At 43.7% G+C, this 19,056-nt stretch carries 12 protein-coding genes; 2 read left to right on the plus strand and 10 right to left on the minus strand.

All coding sequences use genetic code 11. The annotated features are described in order from the left end of the window. Positions 1-407: 407 nt before the first annotated feature. Positions 408-620 carry a hypothetical protein gene (locus JWH17_RS21360; protein ID WP_205224730.1) on the plus strand — a complete coding sequence of 71 codons (213 nt, stop codon included), beginning with the start codon at positions 408-410 and terminating at the stop codon, positions 618-620. A gap of 171 nt (positions 621-791) precedes the next feature. Continuing rightward, on the plus strand, positions 792-2,300 hold the full coding sequence (locus tag JWH17_RS21365; RefSeq protein WP_205224731.1) for a hypothetical protein: 1,509 nt from the start codon (positions 792-794) through the stop codon (positions 2,298-2,300). 684 nt (positions 2,301-2,984) lie between these two features. On the opposite strand, the gene JWH17_RS21370 is transcribed toward JWH17_RS21365, so the two are convergent. From JWH17_RS21370 to JWH17_RS23955, 10 genes are all read right to left on the minus strand, one after another. Beyond that, positions 2,985-3,665 (minus strand): M48 family metallopeptidase, encoded by a 681-nt coding sequence (locus JWH17_RS21370; RefSeq protein ID WP_205224732.1) that lies wholly within the window; start codon positions 3,663-3,665, stop codon positions 2,985-2,987. A 3-nt stretch (positions 3,666-3,668) separates the two neighbouring features. After that, a complete protein-coding gene (locus tag JWH17_RS21375) occupies positions 3,669-6,791 on the minus strand; it encodes a type I restriction endonuclease subunit R (RefSeq protein ID WP_205224733.1) in 3,123 nt (1,040 codons plus the stop codon). After that, the gene (locus JWH17_RS21380; protein ID WP_205224734.1) at positions 6,788-8,872 is read right to left on the minus strand and encodes a DUF262 and DUF1524 domain-containing protein; all 2,085 of its coding nucleotides are present in this window, start codon (positions 8,870-8,872) and stop codon (positions 6,788-6,790) included. The genes JWH17_RS21375 and JWH17_RS21380 overlap by 4 nt, the downstream gene beginning before the upstream one ends. 3 nt (positions 8,873-8,875) lie before the next feature. Then, positions 8,876-10,747 carry an ATP-binding protein gene (locus JWH17_RS21385; protein ID WP_205224735.1) on the minus strand — a complete coding sequence of 624 codons (1,872 nt, stop codon included), beginning with the start codon at positions 10,745-10,747 and terminating at the stop codon, positions 8,876-8,878. Between the two features lie 96 nt (positions 10,748-10,843). Next, entirely contained in the window at positions 10,844-11,926 is a 1,083-nt protein-coding gene (locus JWH17_RS21390) for an SIR2 family protein (protein WP_205224736.1), read from the minus strand. Then, complete coding sequence (locus JWH17_RS21395; RefSeq protein WP_205224737.1) at positions 11,926-13,179, minus strand: restriction endonuclease subunit S; 1,254 nt, start codon at positions 13,177-13,179, stop codon at positions 11,926-11,928. Before JWH17_RS21395 ends, JWH17_RS21390 begins: the two co-directional genes overlap by 1 nt. Beyond that, the gene (locus JWH17_RS21400) at positions 13,176-15,872 is read right to left on the minus strand and encodes a type I restriction-modification system subunit M (RefSeq protein ID WP_205224738.1); all 2,697 of its coding nucleotides are present in this window, start codon (positions 15,870-15,872) and stop codon (positions 13,176-13,178) included. The genes JWH17_RS21395 and JWH17_RS21400 overlap by 4 nt, the downstream gene beginning before the upstream one ends. Positions 15,873-16,158: 286 nt before the next feature. Then, positions 16,159-17,286, minus strand: a complete 1,128-nt coding sequence (locus JWH17_RS21405; RefSeq protein ID WP_205224739.1) for a hypothetical protein — start codon at positions 17,284-17,286, stop codon at positions 16,159-16,161. Positions 17,287-17,497: 211 nt separating this feature from the next. Next, the gene (locus tag JWH17_RS21410) at positions 17,498-18,052 is read right to left on the minus strand and encodes a hypothetical protein (protein ID WP_205224740.1); all 555 of its coding nucleotides are present in this window, start codon (positions 18,050-18,052) and stop codon (positions 17,498-17,500) included. Between the two features lie 8 nt (positions 18,053-18,060). Next, positions 18,061-18,900: a restriction endonuclease gene (locus JWH17_RS23955; protein ID WP_232371242.1), complete on the minus strand. Its 840-nt coding sequence runs from the start codon at positions 18,898-18,900 to the stop codon at positions 18,061-18,063. Positions 18,901-19,056 lie beyond the last annotated feature (156 nt).

Genomic DNA, 19,056 nt, shown 5'->3' on the forward strand with positions numbered 1-19,056 from the left:
CCCTGTTTTTATATTATTTTTTGGCAAAAACAATATATCAGAGAGTAAAAGGCTTTTCTCGTTAATTATGCGTTTTTATTAAAAAAGTGAGGGGCTTTGGTTGCCCTAGCCAACCCCGAAACTTGAGTACAAAGATATAGCTTATCAAGGGCAATCTACCATCTATTGTTACTCCTTCCGGTTATGATATAGTGAAACGATATTGACTAGCGTAAAATAAAATGACACGAGTCGACTGAATTGTTCGAAAAAATGGCCGGAACAGTCTTTTAAAGGCTGCTACTTCTAAGATAATTATGCCAGGGCAGTTTCACAGGCAATATCATTAACAGTAATGTCAATGGACGAATCACGTTTTTAATATCACCCAAATTGGCGGGATATCCGATTAAAAAAGAAGGATAATTATGAAAACAAAGAGAATGGTTATATCTTTTAGTGCAGAACAAACAGAGAAATATTTTAATATAATGACGAAGCAAACTGCCGCAGAAATAGAAGAAGATTGTGTCCCCTCAGGAGCAACAATAACAGTTAAGATTATGCCTCCTTTTGGGGAATACGCTGATATAAATAATATAGATATTGGCGAAGTCTCCGTTGACTTTATCCTTGATTGACCTCAACACGCTAGCCTAAAACTATGTTAAGATTTTTTCGACGTGTTATCGATAACATAGTATTTTTTTCTAGCCACCTTCAGTTGCAGTTTGGTCTGGATATTCTTCACTAGATATTACAACTGGACAGGATCAGATAGAGAGACTCTAGGAATATCAATAAGGAATACAATGGATAATCATTTAAACATTTTCCAGGCTTATCATGGTGGCAACCTGGACTCACCAGATCGAATCAATCGGTTAGAAGACAATTTGACCCGAGCCTTTATCATCACTCTAAAGTATCTGCAGGAGTATAATGAAGAAAAATTCCGGGACTATCTAAAGAAAATAAAGAATAATTTTATCCAAATATCAGGTTCAAAACACCTAAGTTTTGATCTCCAGAATATGACAGGTGAAAAGGCACTTAAGCGAGTTCAAAAATCAAAAAATAAATGGGTGCTTTTGATCTCTCGTGATCCATATACATTCGAGTGGAATGATAATTATAAAATTTTGTTTAACAAACTTGAGTCAATTATTGATCCAAAGGATGGTGCAACAAAGGAATTTCATAAAAAACAGAGAGATAATTTGCTCAAGCAGTTAAAAAACAGCTTTGATAAGAATGAAGATTTAAGCTCGCTGGGTATATCTTCGAAGGAGGTAAGCTCAGTCTACACTTTATTACATGGCTGTCGGCCTGATGCATGGATTTATGATGATTCAGCGTCTGCAGCTTCACCGTTGTCTGTGCTTGTTGAGGCTAAAGTAGGTAATAATCAGTTTTCTCCTTCTCAAATTTATAGACATTTATCAGGTGAGCTAGGCTACAACCTTGGCGCCAAAGCAGAAAAATTTGACCCAAAACGTATAGTTTCGATAACTTGGATGGATATCGTGAAGTATTTCGATGAGCTAAAAATCAACCAAGAAACAATTATTGGGGAAATTTTAAGGCAATTCAAAGAATATATTACAATGAGTGGTGAAATATTGGATCTCAGAAAACTGAATGACAATTATGATGAAGATTTTGCGAAAAGTCAATTTGACCTGTTCCTCAACAAACTTGATGAAAAAATTAAACTAGCAGACCTCCCACTCCTCGCTCGAAAGTGCCGTCGAAAAACCCAGTTATGGGATATTTATGGACTTCGAGGCAAAGATGGTAAGCCCATGGAGAATCCGAACTTCACAATTGGTTTTGATCAGACGAGTGTGGGCTGTAGCTTAACAGCAAATAAGAAACGAAAATTCTTATTAAATGATACAGTTCGAAACTTTTTACAAAATATTGCAACAAATTCGGATTATGAACCACGTCAACGATACCGATATTGTTTGCAAACAAATCGACTTATTGACTGGAAAAACGGTCAGCAACAAGGAGATAAATATCAGGCGTTCAGCTTTTTCGTAAACTTTGCTGAAAAGCAATGGCAAGGCATCGAAAGTATAAATGATTTAATTGAGATCAATAGCACCTGCATGAAAAAAGGTGGTCAGGAGCAAATGCTAGTGTGGAACGTTGATTGGGTTGATAGTAGTAAGGCTGAAGATGATACCCGTGAAACGCCTCTACGTTCAGCAAATCTGGACTTGTTTGACAATCCAGACAAATTGCTTGAACAGATTGTTGACTTTTTCAAAGAATTATACCCAGCCCTACTTGAGATGCATAATATAGAATAAGCCTTCTAGCTTTTTTCAAAACACATCACACCGACTGCTCCATCCAATTAAAACGGTGTTTTAGCCTTAGGTTTCTTATTAAATTTGAAGGTAGAGAAGTTGGCCCAATGAGCGCTTAGCTGGAAATTTGATGCAACTCATAGGATCGAGATTTGTGTTCAATCTGCCAGGTCAAATCTGAATTTCTACAAATAATGTGGTTAAAAATACTTACGATTTAGTGCAGTTTCTTAACTATTTTTCAATAAACATTATCAAGAAATTTAGCATCAAAGGCCAAGTTACATATACAGGAAAGATATTGACTAACGCCTCATCCGTCGATGTACAGAGGGTCTCTCAAGTTGCAGTCAGACTGCTAATTAAGTAAATTTCATTCGGCAATCTCAACGATGTGCCTCTGGCCGATATGAAAACATTGTCAGTCATGATGCCTAACAAAAACGGTCAAAATAGATATTGTACTTGAGGCCCTGACAAAGTGGCACAACGCCCTAACATTCCAGTAAATTTTAAAAATGAAACAAACCTTATAAGAATTGTTTCAAAAATTAGCATGAAAAGGCCAGAAATGTACTGTTCCCCGGCTTCAAGGGCCTAACCTGAAACACTTTGGGCTATACCGTTTCAAGCCGTCTGAATCACGTTGTTGACTTTTGGTAATCAATGAATTTGGTGTTTTTCCTAAATATCCTCCTCAAGAATTTGCCCATGCTCAAGCAGCCATTGTTTTGCCTTATCCATTTTAGAGGATTGAGCCCGAACAATATTCCAAAAACGGGGAGTGTGATTTCCTTCCAACAAATGGGCAAGCTCATGAATTATTACATAATCGACAACATACATCGGGGCTTTAATAAGTCTCCAATTGAAATTAACGTTGTCCTTTGGTGTACATGAACCCCAGCGAAAACGGTTATCAACGATTTTTGCATTGGCGAATTCAACACCGAGATCCTTCGCAAATTTTAGGGATCGAGGCAAAATTTTCTCCTTTGCTCTCTCGATATACCAATTACGCAAAACCTGCTTGCGCTCACCGGAGAGTCTCGCTGGAATCAAAAAACGTTGTTCGAACCGTATATTGCCCGAGCTGTTTTGGATAATTTCTATAGGGTATTGACGGCCGAGATAAAGTGCTGATTCACCGTTAACAAGTTCTTTCCCCGGTGGATGAGACAACTCGTACTTTTGTGTGTGAGTGGTCTTGTCATAAATCCATTGCCGTTTAGATTCCACAATCGCTCTAATTTTCTCTTCTGAAGTAGATTCAGGGGCATGGACGACCACTGTACGATCCCGTTCAACGGTAATCGTCAATTGCTTACGTCTTGGAGACCGCTTGATTGTGTAAACCAGCTCCATTTCTTATTCCGCGTAAAGAATCACATCATTATTTTTTTCAGCAATTTCAAGAATACGGCTGATTATCTGGGCTCGCTTTTGCACAAGATTTGGTAGGTTTAAGTACGAAGGCTGTATCATTGTTGTTTGAATTTCAGCTTTTAACTTATTCCGAGCAGGGATGCTTTCCCAAAAGCCAGCCAACTTCAGCTCTCTCTCAACAACCAAAAAGACTTTTTGCGTGAGGTCAACAAGAACAGAAATTTCATCGTCATCCAACGCCTTTTCACCATAAATTTCACGCTTAAAACTCCGATAAAAGGGCATCTGCTTCTTACGATGTAAGCCATATGTTGGCTCTTTGCTGGCGCTTTTGATCCGCTCTCGTAATTTTTCGAGTTCCTGGTATATTTTTTTCCAGTTATCACGAAATTCTTGGAATATAAATGCAAGGGCCTCCGCAAAAGATGCTTGCAAATCCGGGTCGTCATCTAACTCTACATCCAGATGATGCCGAATTGCATGCTCAACTTCTGCAGCTTTAGTCTTGGTACGGCTACGCTTACCGACATCCTTTTCGAAATCTTCGTCAAGAATGGAAATAGGTTCAACTTTCTGCTCAATACCCTTCGATTCCAGATATTGATCAGTAATCGTTCGTAACTTAGGCGGAATACCTTTCATGCTCAAACGCCCGTCTCGGAAATGTTTTCCAGCCAAAACATTTATTTCCGCAAGTGCATTGTAAGCGCCCATGAAATCCAGCGCTTGCCTTGCAGGAAAAACTAGGTTCATGCATTTAGTGAATTCTTTAAATGCCTTCATGTAATCAAAACGAAGATCCTCGTCATAGAAAATATCGAAAAAGGCATCGTGATCGGTGAGATCAGTCAATCCATGCTTTTTCAGGAGCTCCATAATTGCAGCATGACTATCTTGTAGATCACGGAGTTCTTGTTCAGGGAAGCTCAGTGTATCAATGATCTCCCGCTGCTCTCTCTCATCATAGGAATCTATAGCTTTTTTCAGGTGATGCCCCACCCCGACATAATCGACAATAAACCCTTTGTCTTTGGTTTCTCCACCAATACGATTTACTCGAGCAATGGCTTGCAGAAGATTGTGATTGGTAATGACCTTGTCCAGGTACATGACCTGCTCAACCGGCGCATCAAATCCGGTGATAAGCATGTTATTGACGATAAGAATGCCCATGTCACCGGTAATCCCTTCATCTTCCCCCCCAAAGCTCATTTTAAAACTCTTGATGCTTCGCTCATGTCGTGATTTGTCGGAGTGTTCTTTCAGGTGAGGCAAATCATTATGTCCACCGGATATCACCACATCTGTTTGCAGTTTCTCTAGCTGTCCTAAGTCAAGCCCAGTGGAATTGACTTTCTTCATTTCTATTAGCTTAGCCGCCAAGGCTGCTTCAATGTGTTTTTTATAACGGACTGCCGCTTCACGTGATGAAGCCACAACTTGAGCTTTGTAACCATTTGGGAAAACATGGGTCAAATAATGCTCCACCATGTCCTTTGCCTTAGCTTCGATGGTTGGCTCCGCCTCAAGATATGCATCCCGAGAACCATATCCGAGAATCTCCAACCGCTCCTGCAGGTTATAATCACTGAACATGTCTGCAAAAGCTTGATCCATACCTAACTGATCAGCGACTTCCGCATTATGGGTGCGCCCCTCGTACACAATCTCCAGTGTAACACCGTCATCGATGGCCTGACGCATAGTGTATTTATCGATATAATCACCAAAGACCCTTTCCGTCTTATCTATCGGGGTACCTGTGTAGCTAATTTTTGAGGCATTAGGGATACCTTTATCAAGGTTTGCGCCGAGCATTTTATATTGTGAACGGTGAGCCTCGTCGGTCATTACAAGGATACGAGAGCTGTCATTGAGCTGCGGAAATGTCTCTGTAAGATCCGTCTCACGAAACTTATGTATCATAGCCATCACCAGATCAGAGGTATCGGCACCAAGCAGTTCCTTAAGCTTCTTAATGCTGCTCGCTACCTTGACTGTAAACCCAATGCTCTGACTGGTTTCATTCAGCTGACCTTCCAGTTGGGTACGGTCAGTCACAAAAACGACTTTCCAGTTGGCCAACGCCGCATGCCGATACATCTCCCGCACCATAAACATCATGGTGAGCGATTTCCCCGACCCTTGGGTATGCCAAATAATCCCACTACGCTCACGTGGACTCTTACCTTCAAGCAGCCGCTTCACCGCAAGCTTTACAGCCCGAAACTGCTGATAGCGACCCACAATTTTAATGGTTTGTCCCTTATCGTCAGTTGAGAACAGGGTAAAAGTGCGGATGAGATCCAGCAAGTTCTCTCTGTCCATCATACCCGCCACCAGACGTTGCTGGGCATTAGGACTACCTGCGCCATGATCAAGATCATTCAAGGTACGTGGATAAGGATCAGACCAACGGTAATAATGCTTCTCACTATGAGTTGTGATGGTCCCGAACTTCGCCTCCTGTCTACATGTAGCGACAACGAACTGGTTGAAAAAGAAGAGAGGTGCACTACCTTCGCCTTTTGCACCGCGCTGTTCACTGTAGCGCAACATCTGGTCGATAGCCTCTGGAATAGCATCCTTTACTTTGGGCGATTTACACTCGATTAGCGCCACCGGCAAACCGTTCACGAAAAGGACAATATCGGGAATGATGTGATGCTCCGTACCGAGAATGCGTACCTTGAACTGGCAGACAGCTGTAAAACGGTTATTATCATGCTTCTTAAAATCGATAAAATGCACGGTCGGGCTTTGTTCGCCTGTCTCTCTATTCTCACTGACGCTGGTGTTTTCTATCAGTAATTGTAAAGCGTACTGATTATTTTGGATCAATCCTGTACTGGGAAAACTAGCGGTCAGTTGCTTGACGGTGTCTTCAACTTGGTCATCTTTAAGCCAGGGATTAATCCCTTTGACCTGCTCACGCAAAACCGGCAACATAACGACTTCAGTAAAATTATCGCGGAAGGTCTGTGCAGGGGTCTGCTTCTCTTCTGTCAGGTCGATGATCTCCCAGCCCAGTTCTGCTAGCTGATCAAGCAGCGGCTTTTCAACATGGTTCCTTTCATCGAGCTTATATTTATCTGCTTTCTTCATTCTTCAGCAGCCTCACCACCAAGTTGACGCTCCAACGATTGTCGAACCAGCCCAATAACATAGGGAATATCTTCCACCTTATCCAGACCAATTTCTACGTTGCCATTCCCCCAACGCCCAACGCCTGTAACATCCTTACACACTCCGAGGGGGTCATCAATTTCGTGGAAATTCATATTCAAACTCAACCTAAGCTGCTTGGCTTGGGGGACGATATCCACAAAATTAGTCTCAGCCTTATACGCCACATACAGCTTAAGAAACTCTTCTCGCACACATTCATCCAACACTAACACTGCCTGTCGAAAAGCTTTATAGAGCTCAAGAGTAGGGCCACCACTCAAATGAGGATGATCATCGATAGAATATCCAGTTCCATTTTCCTTCCCCTTTGTGCGATAGACTTCAAGGATATCTTTCGCCAAAACAGGGGCCGCCCAAATATCAACCGCCTTGTCAGCTAATTTGGTAGCTCGATCTTGAATCGTTGCCTCATTCCAATCATCGCACTCACTCAGGCCGATATTAAGCTTAAGAGGACTGAACCGAAAACCACCTTCCATCTCTCGTTTCTGAGCGAACGGGAGATCGCTATACTCCGAGTTATAACCTGTGAGTGTAAGATTCCCCAATGTATGCAGATACTGTTCATGTATGCGCTTCCAGTCGTCCCCAAGGGTCTGCTGCCATTCGGATCTTAAATTCTCATTCTGAGGCATAATATGTTCAATTGTGTAATCCTGTACTCGCACCCGCTCTTTTCGCCCAAAATTTTCAAAACGCCGTAACCAATACGATCGCCTGTTAAAAGCATAGAGATTCTTTACTTTCAACTGTCGCTTAAATTCATCATCCTGCGGGAAACGGCGGTAGGAAGGCAAAAGTAAAAACGCGGCTTTAATACTTTCCAGGTATCGGTCTTTTTTCAACTTCCTTGTAAATTTCGCAAAAGTCTGTCTAAGAGAGTTTGTTGGGATATCGCAAACAGCTCGGCGAAACACATAGCTTTCGACCAGTAATACTGCTTTAACAAATTCTTGTTTACTTAGACGCTGCAATTTGTAGTCATGATACAGCTCCATTAAAAGCGGGTAACAGACATCTGCACGCAACTCACGAATATCGTGGAACGCCTCCGCCAGATCTTTATCTTTCTCTTTACCAAGTGCCAAGTAACAATAGTACGAGGAAAATTCTTTTAGTTTTTCAAGAAGATCTTCAACTTTATATTTATGGGAATAACTCCTGAATTCCTGGTAAACCTCATTTCGTTTAATCCGCTCATTGCCAGTATGAATGACCAGAAAAAAACGCATAAACTCATCAAACTGCTGGCTGTAACTCTCCGCACCGAATTCTTCCTCCATGGGACGCCAGTAGTCGTTATAGAGCCTCGTTTGCTCAGGATGAGCTTGCCCCATAAGCACAAAATTGCGAATCAGGTCAGCCTGCGTTAGAGCTTTACCGGTCGAATTCATGCTCTCAAAAATCATTTGAGGATTATCCAGTCCTTGCTGAAGCCGCACATCAACAATCATCAGCTTCTGAATACCCTGGTATACGACATTTAAATCGGCCGTTGCCATGCACTGCCCAAAAAAATCAAAGTTGTCGACAATCCGTTGTGAAGTCTGATCTGGCAATTGCTTTCCATCCAAAAGTGCAACAAGCGCTTCTTTATCGGTTTTTGTCAGCAACATTTTATAGCTCTGCTCACCTTTACCGTACCGGTTCCGCAGGTAATAATCTTCAACCTCAGCTGGCGATACCGGCTCATCAAGATCAGCAGCCTTTAACTGTCGCATAAAACTGATCAATAGTAGCATAATGGTTGTTATGCGTTGCTGGCCATCAATAACCAGCCAACGGGAGATTGCTGCGCTCGTTTCTTGTTCAGGAATGTAAACAACCGATCCGATAAAGTGGCTGTCCAAATCCGCGTTACCTCCAACCCGAAGGATGTCCTTCCAAAGTTGTTCACAGTGAACTCGCTCCCAACTGTAGGTCCGTTGAAAAATAGGAATGATAAATTGTTTGGCCCCTTGAAGGAGCTGTGTAAATTGCAAATCTTGGGCCTTCATTCCTTATTCCCCTTCCCTATCGGTTAGTGTATCTGTCATTCGTAAGGCTATTTTTCTGATTTCGCTTTCATCCAGTCGAGTTAGTGCCCACCCTTTAGCGAATTGAGCAGTATCCGATTTTGGCAGTTTTTCTTTCTCCAGATCACGGATACGAACACGTGCAGGCAAAGCACTTCCTTCACCCACAAATATCGCTTCCTGCTGTGCAAGGTTAGGCAGAGCTTTGGTCATTCCGGATAAACCATCGGGAAGAAAGCGTGCAACATGCTGTTGGTCAGCTGCATTGGTTAGCCTCAATACGAGCCACGTTCCGCATTGTGAAATAACGGTGCTCTCAATGTCAGCTGGTCGTTGACTGACCAGCATAAGGCCTATACCATATTTGCGTCCTTCTCTTGCGATGCGCCGTATTGCCGTCTGGGCTGCAGCATATTCAGCCTCGCCCCTGTCTGGTACATAGCGATGTGCTTCTTCACAGACCAAAACGATTGGATCCCGTTCTCTTTCCGAACTGGTTTGATAAAGCTTGTACTGAAACAAAAGTCTGGCAAGCATAGCTGCTAGTGGCCCGGCAACCTCATTCGGCAGACCAGAAACATCAAGTATACGGATATCTTTGCTACATTCAGTGGTGTCGATGTTCCCGACGAGCTGTGCTATGATGCGCTCAAGTTCAAGGCTATCAACACTCCATTCCTTCATCATAAATTGAATGCGCGGATCACGACGAAGAACAGCTATTTTATCCAGGATAGATTTAAAATTCTTAGCGAAATCCGATGCTGTAACTTGTTCTAATTTTCCGTTTTTACCCCTTGCAGCCTGCAGATACCTTATGTGGTTTTGAAGCTCGCTAAGACTGAAAGGCCTTGGCTTGTCACGGTCAAACTCAATGAGTTGCTCTTGAGCAATTCCGGCAATAGGTCGAGGAGCGTCAATTTCCAGGCCGTCCGTTGGGGCATGGCCTCCATAAACGGTTGGAGATGGATCTACAAGTCCAGCGGCCACCATTCTGGCGTACGTGAGAGCTTTGTAGATAATATTATTCTGTGATGTGGCTTCTTGTTCGGTCTTACCGATGACCAATGATCGGAACTCGTCGGCCGACATCAACCAATATGGTAAGCTGATGGGCGTCCCGACTGCGTCCTCATTACCCAGTGGATCATACGCACGGTACACGACAGCTCTACCTTTGAATGCATGGCCATATTCACCATGAGGGTCAATGATTACGATCCGAGGATGGGCGATATGCTCCTCATCGGGTTTATGCTCCAACATACTGTGCATCAACGCGGCAACGGCCCCAGACTTTCCCGCCCCCGTTGATCCCAATACGGCACAGTGCATTCCAAACATTTTATCCACGTTCGCACGACATAATGTGCTGTCAGTGCCCACATAGTTTGCAAAAGGAACCAGCGGATCATATCCATCCCTCCGTTGTTGCCCTTCTGCAGCGGTGTATATCTGAATAGTCTCTTCACGGGTGAGTAAATGTACACTTTGCCGAGGAAGTGGATAGGTGGTTACCCCTCTGACAAAGTGCAGGCTGGACGTTCCGCTGTTCCAAGAACCTTCGGCAAACAACTCTACTTCCATGATCCGTTGGTCGGCGTCTGTCGGTATCGGCTTGCCAACCTCGACATATTCTTCTGAGCGCATGCGCAGAAGTGTTACAAATCCGAAAATCAAGCGTCGTCCAAAGTGAACTTTCACAATGCTGCCGATTTGCCCAATGGAGTATACTCTGCCCTCATAAGTACGGGTCAACTCGGTAACATCTCCGGAAAGCTCTACTTTTATGGTTGTGCTGGCCACCTCAACGATATGGCCAATTTTCAAATCAGGTATCAGCTCAAATGCATTCATCCTATATAAGCCTCCGCACCATTGACCAGTAATTTGGTTACGCCCTGAAATTCCCACCAATCATGTTTAATTTTTCCGACAGGTAAGCAAAAAGCATTATCTTTGCCGTTTGCCGATATACAACCCGTCTTGGGTCATAATGTATAGACGCTTCCCCCATGCTGATTGACGCCATCGCTCCAGCGTATCGTTTAAAGACAATGCAAATGCCAGTATCGTTGTCCTGTTCTCCGGGCGGGACAATGACAATTCAATCTCCTGATTGATATGTTCATCTCCGAAACTGTACCCACATATTCCCAGTACATTCTCTTCACTTACACTCAATGTTCGTCGAAAAAGATCAAACTGCGCTGCAAATGGATCACGCTGGGTCGCAAGATACTTGGTCGATTGAGGATAAATAAGCACACGGACAGTGGTTTCCGGATATGTATCCCCGTCCCGCACTCGCCAAACTCTGCCATCCTCCCCAAGGTGCCAATCAATGGAACCATGGAGCTTAACGACATGTGCCCGATAACCTTGCTCAGGTTCTTGGTCTCCGTATCGATGGTTCCTATACGCCACAGCTCCCCCGTTAAAGCCGTCCCAATAAGGAAGGCCATTCAACGCCAGGGCATCCTCCAGCAAAGTGTCATAATTTGTTGTAAATAGTCGCACGGCACCCCTTCGCTCGCTAAGGCCAGCCTGTCCTCGATTGAAAAGAGCGGAGATAAAATCCCGATGGTTAGCAATATTTACAATCGGTGCTTCATTTCCACCAATCTGCTCTGCCGAATCGGCTGTTTTGGATTGGTAGCCCCAACGCACAGTCTCTGCAATCCAGGATAAAATTCGCTTATGAAATGCATCAAGTTCTTCAAGCGAAAAAACAGTTTCACCAAATGTAACTTGCTTGTCACGCGATCGTTCAGCGATTGAGCGGTGGTCACCAATGTGACTCAATACATGCTCGATATGAGAGTAATCTGGGAGTTGTCCGTTTATAGAATCCAAAACGGCTCTATCACTCGACTCACCTTTTTCGCTTGCCAATTGAAAAACCCGTTCAGTCAATGCGCCCATCAATGGAATACCGGCTCCAAGACTGATGCCTGCACCGAATAGCCATGACTGGTTGCGTTCAGCCAATAGCGTATCAAGTTGCTTTAAACAGTCTTTGCTGTCGGTGTCCATTATTGTTCCTCCAAAAGCGATGTTACACGAACTTGGCCAGTGAGTAGATCTTGCATGAGGGCGTTTTTCAGTGAGCGGAGTTTCATTAGCTCCATGTTATACATAGATTCTACCGTTCTACTTTCCTCATATATCTTTGATAATAATTCCATTTCTCTAGATTCATTAGGTATCGGAACCCATGGTGATAAGATCTCATTTTTTGATAGGTGCGGGATATCCATTCCTTTTTGCTGAAGCAAAAGCTGCTGCTGGTAGGTTGGGGAAAAGATAATCAACTTCATATAATTATGCGTAACTTGTTTAGGGATAAAGCATCCGACCCGCTGCACCAGCAAACATGGGACATCGCTAAGGCTTAGTTGACTTACTTTAAAACCTTGCTTGGTAAATGTTCGATCCATGCCTATAATCAAATCATCCGGGGCTAGCTCGTATTCCCGGAACTTCTCAGCACTACCAGCAGGCAAACACCTTGTATCTTTCCAGTCAGGTGTACCAATACCTACATTTTCCCCTCGAAGTAAACGGACACCGTCGCTCGAAAACCAAGTGCTTTTAAAGGCATAACCAACCTTTAGGTCAACCACCATTGAGAGGGGGACCACCCCCCACTCCACCGGTATACGTCCTAGAGGTGAATCTTTAAACTCATGTGTCTCTTCGGAGCGAAGATTGCCCCGTTCATCAATTCCACGAGTAAGGAGATCCTGCATCAAGCCGGTCTTAATTCGCTTCTGCTTTGCGATCAATCTTTCCGTCTTTTCAATTGCTCGATCCACCGTCGAGAGGACTTCAGCGATTTTGGATTGTTCAAGTTTGTGAGTTGGATATTTAATCGGCCAGGCACATAGTTCTCTTGAGTTGATAGCCTCAAAAGTTGATCCTTGTGAAGCGTTGCGAAAGCTTAATCCTTCAAAATGTAGATAATGTTCAAGGTAGTTTTGCTCAATCCCTGTGCCTATAATTGCCGCAAGACCACGACCGATTATATAAGACCTGTCAGCAATATTTATTCGTCCAACAGGGGCACGCACACTGAATAGGATTGAATTTTGTGGAGCCACTTTTTTAATCTGACTGCAATATACGGCATGTTTCGGGAATCTCGTCTGAAAATCAGCGCAACCCTGTAAAAAAGGTAGCCCAGTTTCTTCTTCCGAATAGTACTTAGATTCTGGCGACTGTCCCATTACAAGTTGCGCCACTTGACCAAGAGGAGAAAGTGTCCATTTTTTCGATTGCTCATTCATCCCCAATACCCCAACCCTTCTAAAAATCCATTCAGTTCCGTAAGTGTATTATCACGTTGCTGATCAAGTTTTCTGCTGCTAATAGCGTATTTGTTCCATAGATTTTCCACTCCATAAATCAGCAACCGTTTTTCAGCGCTCAGATATCTATCGAGTTCCCGGCTAGCAATATCATAGAGCTTTTTCAAAATCAGATATTTAGCCTGCTCATCTGTCAGCTGGCCGTCGATTTCAGTAAACAGAGTGTCGGTTCGGGCAATTCGTGTCTCCAAGGCTGCTTTGTCTTTTCGCAAAGCAGTTATTTTTTTCTTATCAGTCTTGTTCCCTGCATCCAGTTCTTTAATCTGACTGTCAACTTGTCGAATCAGCTCCCGATTTTCAATATTAAACCCTTCTCCGCCCAAACGTTTCAATTCGAGTTTCAATTCCAACTCGGTGATTTTATCCTTCAATGAAGCCTTAGCTTCCTTAATCTTTTTCTCAATTTTCTTGATGTTTGTATCCAGTTTTTTTAGCTCTTCCAATTCCCGTTTTGCAGATATGCCTGTGCTACCTTTTAAGTCGTCGATAAAAGCTTTCAGAACCTTTTTAATAACAGCAGCAGTGACTTTTTCACCTTCATCTGGCTCATAAGCAGCAGTCTCCTGTGCAGTTTCAACGGCCTCGGCGAGTTCGCTTTGCAGTTCACTGATCCTGGCCTCCAACGCATCAATAGCGTCGGCCTCTGCCTGAAAGAATTCAGCTATGAGATATTCATCAGGAATGAGGGTATGGTGCCAGCCAGTGGATACGATTGTCTTCAGGTCATAGCGGATCTGTTGCCACCAGTTGACAAACACACCAGCGCTTTTGAATTCGTCCAGCACATGCAGCGGAACCAGTTTTTCCTTAAGCGTTGTCAAAAGCTCCAGGCGAACATCCGGCATTTTGCGGCCATTACCGTTGCCATTATTGGCACGCTCAAGCTGGGCAAAATCGTTTTGTGCCACAAGCCACCAATCCTCAAGCGCCTGCGCATGGGTGGAAAGCGTCTTAACAATGGCCTGATCGGCTTCGATAAGACGTTTAATGCCTGCTTTATCATGAACGGCAGCTTTAAAGGCAAGATACTTAGGGCGGTCCGGCTGAAAGATGGTTTCAATAGTGAGTCCAAACCTCGATAAATCTTCATGCCGAGCGGTCACCTCGTCTTCCGGTATACCGCCAATAAGATGAGCCTGCACATTTTCAGGCTCTGGTTCCGGTGTGTTGTCGACATATCGACGAATATTCAGGTTATAATCATGCTTGTCGACGATTTCGGATGTGTCGACAAGGCGGCTGTATTTAGGGATTTCACGTTTATGGGTGAAAATGGTGTCAATCTTCTCGATATCTTCCGGACGAAGCTTGTTTTGATTTTTGCCTTCAGCAAACTCCCGGTCGGCGTTGATAAACATTACTTTGTTGCGCAGTTGATCAGGCTTATTTTTGTTACACACCAGTACACAGGCAGGAATGCCAGTGCCATAAAACAAACCCTGAGGCAGACTGATAATAGCCTCGATCACATCATCATTAATGAAGATTTCTCGAACTAGCTTTTCCTTCCCCCCACGAAACAGCACGCCGTGTGGCATGATGGTCGCCATATGACCATCACCCTTAAGGCTGGCAAGCATATGCTGCACAAACATAAAATCAGCTTTCTTACCAGTCTCAGGACACCATTCCTGAAAGCGATGGGTAAATTTAACGCTGGCTCGACTATAATTCTGAGAAAATGGTGGATTGGCGAGCACTCTATCAAATTTTCGAATCTGCCCATTTTCAAGAATTTGAGGGTCCTCCAAAGTATCGCCGTTTTCAATGGTAAAACGACTGATATTATGGAGAATCATATTCATGTTGCAAATAGACCAGACGGTGCCATTTGAATCTTGGCCATATAGAGCCAGATCGTTGGAGTCCTGACCTTGTTCTTCCACATACTGGTGTGCCTGAATCAAGAATCCGCCTGAGCCGACAGTTGGGTCATAAACCGTGTTACCAGCCTGAGGCTTCACAAGCTGAACCAACAGGCGAACAACCTCGGCAGGTGTATAAAACTCGCCACCTTTTTTACCAGCGCTATCGGCAAAAAACTTAATCAGATACTCATACGCTGCCCCAAGAAGATCAGGAAACTCAAAGTTATCGTTAACCAGAACAAAGCGAGGTTGGTTGAAGTGGTCGAGCAGATCTTTCCACTTCTGGTCAGGTATTTTGGTCTTACCCTTAACTGCGTTAAAGTTAATATTGTTCTTGAGCACACCCGCAAGCGCATCGTTTTCATCCTCAATGGCAGCAATTGCCTTATTGAGCATGTTTCCTATGTCATGCTTCAGATCTTTTAGAGCCGGAACAACATCACCATTTTCATCCGTCCAGGATTCGTACCAACGTGCGCGTTTGGGAACATAGAATGTTTCACCGTAAGAAACCTTGTCCTCAAGCAGTTCATCAACCAGATCGGGCTGGTCTTGCAAATGCGCAAATGTTTCATTTCGTAATAGGTTGCGTTGCCGATCAAATTCATCTGAAAGACGTTTCAGGAACAACATACCAAAAATGAATTCCTTAAATTCGGAGGCATCCATTTTACCACGCAGAATATCAGCAGCCTTCAGCAAAAAGGATTCAAGCTGGGATAGGGTGATTTTTTCTTTATTCATTTATTCTCAATTTTTTTTATATTATCTGAGGGAGGAACGATCCAACCAACAGACATATTGTTGAATTAGTTTTAAAAAGACACACCCAGACACAATACAGCCATTTTGTTTAGGTGCACTAATAAATGAGGGTTTGTGAAAAACCACCTGGAGGAAAACAAGGAAGATTGATTTCTTCTGAGAAACGTCAGATGGTAATTGAATCAAAAGCCGACATTACGGGAAGAGGACTGTCTATGAAGGGGGCATCACCGAACCTCAAGCATGATTCATATTACGAATGACATTATGATTTCTTTTTTGCCCAGCTGTAACGGTGTGGATCTTTGTTCAACAGATAGACACGCAACTCTTCTCGCTTAGCAGGTGTCGCACGCATAAAAATACTGCGAAGGTCATCATCAACTGATTTTTCACTGGCTCCCCGTTCGACAGCTTTATCGTACCATGCCTCACCCTGGCTGTGATTTCCTATTTCCATATTCACAGCTCCCAACAATGTACAAGGGCGAAAATCTTTTGGGGTGAGCTGGTGTGCTAACGCCCCGAGAGTTAATGCCTCATTAGGCTTGCATAAATCTCGTTTAACCCCTCCATGGGTTGTGCAGAGAGCGGATTTCAGCTTCTTTTTCTTTATCCTTGAAACATTGATTTTTCCCAACATGGAATCGGCAACTCCTGCCCTCTTGCATTTGCGGTAGTGACTACTTGCGTTGACCGCTAACCAGGGGTCCTTCCGTTTTATGAATTCAGCTGCATAGAATTCGGCTTCGATTTCATGGTAGTGCTCTCTTAGTAGCGTTGTGTAGTAACCGTACTCATAGTCTTTGGTCGTAAGCCAAGCAATATCATTTTCTGTTAAGCGAAGTCCCCTATCAACACGCCGAAGAATGTCCATGAGTTTCGAAAAGTGCTCTTTTTCAATATAAAAATCGAGATCGTATCTGGCCCGAAGTTCATTTTGTTCCCGCTTGGCGATGGTTCTGGGGTCATTCTCATAGGCTCGTCTCTTTGCTGCAGCTCGCTCTTGTTCTCGTTTGACTTTTGCGAGGAAGGCTTCCCGTTTCTGCTTTCTTTCGAGATCTTCCTTTAAAATCCTGGCCTCAGTTAGTGCACGACGTTTAGCCTGCTCAGGCCCGGCGGCTTCTTGAAAAGCAGTGAAAGAAATTTCATTCTTCACATAACTCAACAAAGCGAGAAAAGCATTCTTCCGTAAGTACTCAAGGGTAAAGTTGGAAAGTGGTAAATCAGACTCTATCTGTTTCAATATATTGTTGATACGACTTCCGGGGATAGAAGCACCAGAGAGGTCCTCTACTAGATACTTACGAGCCATTTCATCTATCGCTGGCTTTGCTACCTGGTTCTTACGGTATGCCTGAACCCTGCCTTGGGTATTGCTGAATTTCCTCATGTTACCTGCTCGCCGTTGTTTGATGTAGCCCAGGTTGGAGTGAATCACTTGCCGCAGTTTTGATTCAAAACTTGAATCCCCCGGTTGGGCTATTTTGATTCATTTTTCTTGTACAACAATCAGAGAAATGTTGCTCAGTTTCGCATGTAGACGCTACTTATACACGGTAGCATCTTGTAGTCTCGCCTTACAGAGACACCTGCTACCCTTATTAAAACTGTGGGATACTCTCTTTGCGTTGAACCTCTTTTTCATGCGCTAAGGCCTGTTCCCACATAACCGCTTCGGGGGCCTCTACGAAAACACTCATTCGGCCCATTAAAGAATAAGCAATACAATTATTAGTGTTCTTCCAACGCAACGGAGCATGATCGAACAACTTGTTACCACTATTTTTTCGACTAAAAAGCGATGCAGCCCTCAGCTTCTTCCACTTGCCGCCATGCTGTTCAGCTTTCAATACTGCATAAAGTTCATCGTCTTTGATAACAGGAGAAACGCCGCTACGTGGAATTTTGGAATACACGAGCCTCACGGCATGACCGTTAAGATAACCAATACGGACTTGCCAACCTTGGTAACGGTATGTTCTGTTTTCTGCATTACTTAACAGCGGCCTAATGCTATCAGTCGGATTATTCACGGGTTGCCCGTAGCGGGTCGAATTACCTTCGAGCGATTCCCCTAAGCGTGAATACGCTGCTACAGGAAGAAGACAAAGAACCAGTACACTCAACACAATTTTCAATACCCACGAATTACTCATGACACTCACTATATTGGTTTTGTGAAACGACACTTGGGGAAAGCAGAACACCCCCAAAAGTCTTGGCCAGCTCGACTTCCTTTCTTCGCTGTACGTTTAACCAATGGACCACCGCATTTTGGACAGACCGGATTTGCCTTAACACCTGGCTTATCATCTTCTTTGGAAACAACGGTTGAAGATCGCTTGGCTGCTCCAACCTCTTTTGGGGCAAGTATCTTTTTAAGCAGATTGCCATCAATCATCTGGATATTGTTTTCCCTGGCAAACTTAGTGGCATCACCCGTGAAATCGCCAGAAGTTACCATTATGCCACCACTAGCGCCTTTTCCAGCCATTACACCAAGCAGTTCCCGGACAGGCTTCACGCCAACCTTGTACGCTTTCCAATGCTTGCACTGAACCAAGTACTTCTCACCAGCCTTACGTAACACCAGGTCAACCCCACCATCGGCACCAGAGCCAGTCTCTTCAACTTGATAGCCCTGCCGTCTAAAGTGTTCTCCTGTTAGCACTTCAAACTCTTGCCAGCTGATATCGTCCAATTTTGTTTTGGCTGTAGCGACATCCCCGTAAATCTTCTTATGCTTAAGCTGGTTAACGAAAGAAACAATGGCCCCAATTCCGAAAATTGCCGGAAGGATATACTGCGCAAAAAGTGCGAGTACATTTAGCATATTGCCTGTCATAGCTTGGCTTAGGTCTTGACCGCTGCTGTTTATTTCTTTTCCAGCGTATCCATGCAGAGCAATATATGAAACGACTGCGAGGATAACACCTACCCACCAAGGTAACTTCGATACCATTTCAACAACATCTTCCGCTGTACTCTGTCTTCTACGAGCCATAACCTGCTTACAATAAAGTTAACATTTTACTCAAGTTTCTGAGTTATCTTAAGTTGTTAAAATATTGTGATTTATACCGGCTACACGTCGACTGCTTTCAATCAACTCTACTGCAGTGCTCATGATTGTATCAACCATCAAAAGTACAATATCTTC

Origin of the sequence: Desulfogranum marinum, from assembly GCF_016918565.1 — a bacterium.
Lineage (GTDB): Bacteria > Desulfobacterota > Desulfobulbia > Desulfobulbales > Desulfobulbaceae > Desulfogranum > Desulfogranum marinum.

What these genes read in the sequence shown, in the direction of transcription:
- JWH17_RS21390 (WP_205224736.1), bottom strand. Translation starts at nt 11,926, where the DNA reads ATGGACACCGACAGCAAAGACTGTTTAAAGCAACTTGATACGCTATTG.
- JWH17_RS21410 (WP_205224740.1), bottom strand. Translation starts at nt 18,052, where the DNA reads ATGAGTAATTCGTGGGTATTGAAAATTGTGTTGAGTGTACTGGTTCTT.
- JWH17_RS21365 (WP_205224731.1), top strand. Translation starts at nt 792, where the DNA reads ATGGATAATCATTTAAACATTTTCCAGGCTTATCATGGTGGCAACCTG.
- JWH17_RS21385 (WP_205224735.1), bottom strand. Translation starts at nt 10,747, where the DNA reads ATGAATGCATTTGAGCTGATACCTGATTTGAAAATTGGCCATATCGTT.
- JWH17_RS21375 (WP_205224733.1), bottom strand. Translation starts at nt 6,791, where the DNA reads ATGAAGAAAGCAGATAAATATAAGCTCGATGAAAGGAACCATGTTGAA.
- JWH17_RS23955 (WP_232371242.1), bottom strand. Translation starts at nt 18,900, where the DNA reads ATGGCTCGTAGAAGACAGAGTACAGCGGAAGATGTTGTTGAAATGGTA.
- JWH17_RS21370 (WP_205224732.1), bottom strand. Translation starts at nt 3,665, where the DNA reads ATGGAGCTGGTTTACACAATCAAGCGGTCTCCAAGACGTAAGCAATTG.
- JWH17_RS21400 (WP_205224738.1), bottom strand. Translation starts at nt 15,872, where the DNA reads ATGAATAAAGAAAAAATCACCCTATCCCAGCTTGAATCCTTTTTGCTG.
- JWH17_RS21405 (WP_205224739.1), bottom strand. Translation starts at nt 17,286, where the DNA reads ATGAGGAAATTCAGCAATACCCAAGGCAGGGTTCAGGCATACCGTAAG.
- JWH17_RS21360 (WP_205224730.1), top strand. Translation starts at nt 408, where the DNA reads ATGAAAACAAAGAGAATGGTTATATCTTTTAGTGCAGAACAAACAGAG.
- JWH17_RS21380 (WP_205224734.1), bottom strand. Translation starts at nt 8,872, where the DNA reads ATGAAGGCCCAAGATTTGCAATTTACACAGCTCCTTCAAGGGGCCAAA.
- JWH17_RS21395 (WP_205224737.1), bottom strand. Translation starts at nt 13,179, where the DNA reads ATGAATGAGCAATCGAAAAAATGGACACTTTCTCCTCTTGGTCAAGTG.